The organism is Neisseria sp. P0001.S005 (assembly GCF_051963715.1).
The window spans coordinates 1-1920 of record NZ_JBQCTZ010000363.1 but is presented as its reverse complement, the minus strand read 5'-3'; the positions used below and the strand labels follow the sequence as shown (position 1 = coordinate 1920).

The window sequence follows — 1920 nt, the reverse complement described above, 5'->3', positions numbered from 1 at the left end:
GGCAGCAACGGCATGCAGACGTTCGACCAAAACCTCTTCAACCTCTACGCACAAGGCCAAATCGAACTCAGCGAAGCCCTGCGCCAAGCGGTTTCCGCCAACGATTTGCACCTGCGCATTCAAATGCACGACGAGGGCAACAATACCGAACGCCTCTACGACCGCATCAGCGACCTCAACCTGATGACCTAATGGCGTAAGCCAAAAAAGGCCGTCTGAACGGGAGTGGAAATGAAATCAAGTATTTCCCCATATCCGTTCAGACGGCCTTATCTCATTTAAAGCATTCTGAAATCGACTGAAAATCCTGTTAAAATCCAATCATTCACCTCATAACGAATAATAAACAACAACATCATGAAAACTCCGCCGCTCAAACCTCTGATCATTGCCTCCCTGCCCGTCTTCGCCAGCGTGTTCATCGCCGCCACCCTCGTTTGGCACTTCGACACGCCCAAACTGGTTATGCCATTCGTGCTCGGCATTATTGCCGGCGGTTTGGTCGATTTGGACAACCGCCTCACAGGCCGTCTGAAAAACATCGTCATCACCGTTGCCCTGTTTACCCTCTCCTCTTTGCTTGCCCAAAGCACCATCGGCACAGGCGTTCCCTTCATCTTGGCCATGACCCTGATGACTTTCGGCTTCACCATCCTCGGCACCGTCGGCCTCAAATACCGCACCTTCGCTTTCGGTGCGCTTGCCGTCGCCACCTACACCACGCTGACCTACACCCCCGAGACCTACTGGCTGACCAACCCCGTCATGATTCTGCTGGGTACTGTCCTATACAGCGTCAACATCCTGATCTTCCAAATCATCCTGCCCCACCGCCCCGTCCAAGAAACCGTCGCCAATGCCTACGATGCACTCAGCAACTACTTCGATGCCAAAGCCGACTTTTTCGACCCCGACGAAGCCGCATGGTTGGGCAACCGCCAAATCGACTTGGCCATGAGCAATACCGGCGTGATTACCGCCTTCAACCAATGCCGCGGCGCACTTTTCTACCGATTGCGCGGCCAACACCGCCATCCGCGTACCGCCAAAATGCTGCGCTACTACCTCTGCGCGCAAGACATGCACGAACGCATCAGCTCCGCCCACGTCGATTACAGCGAAATGGCCGAGCAGCTCAAAAATACCGACCTTATCTTCCGCATCCGCCGCCTGCTCGAAATGCAAGGCCAGGCGTGCCGCAACGTTGCCTCCTCCCTGCGCAACAACAAACCCTACGCATACAGCAAACGCCTCGGCCGCGCCATGGAAGGCTGCCGCCAATCCCTCAGCCATTTTGCCGAGACCCATGCCGACAATGCCAACCTCCACAATATCCGCCGCCTGCTCGACAACCTCAGCAGTGTCGATTACCAACTGCGGCAACTGCAAAACGATGCGTCCCTTGCCGAAAACGACAACGCCGATACCCGCATCGCCGCCCTTGAAAACACCAAGTTCCGCAATATCGGCGAGACCGTCCTCAGCCAGCTCAATTTCGACTCCGGCGTATTCCGCCATGCCACCCGCCTCTCCATTGTCGTGGCCGCAGCCTGCATCATTGTCGAAATCCTCCATCTCAACCTCGGCTACTGGATTCTGCTGACCGCCCTTTTCGTCTGCCAACCCAACTACACCGCCACCAAAAGCCGCGTGTACCAACGCATTGCCGGTACGATTCTCGGCGTGATTGTCGGTTCGCTCGTCCCCTACTTCACCCCGTCTGTTGAAACCAAGCTCTGGATTGTTATCGCCAGCACCACCCTGTTTTTCATGACCCGAAGCTACAAATACAGCTTCTCCACCTTCTTCATCACCATCCAAGCCCTGACCAGCCTCTCGCTTACCGGTTTGGACGTGTACCACGCCATGCCCATCCGCATCATCGACACCATCGTCGGTTCCGTTATCGCATGGGCCGCC

Annotated in this window: 1 protein-coding gene and 1 pseudogene; both read left to right on the top strand. The window is 55.8% G+C overall.

What is annotated here, in order from left to right; genetic code table 11:
- Positions 1–192 (top strand): annotated as a pseudogene (locus ACTHSP_RS20160) (type IV pili twitching motility protein PilT); the annotation flags it as partial.
- A 165-nt stretch (positions 193–357) separates the two neighbouring features.
- On the top strand, positions 358–1920 hold a 1563-nt coding region (yccS, locus tag ACTHSP_RS20155), incomplete at its 3' end, for a YccS family putative transporter (protein ID WP_440346788.1).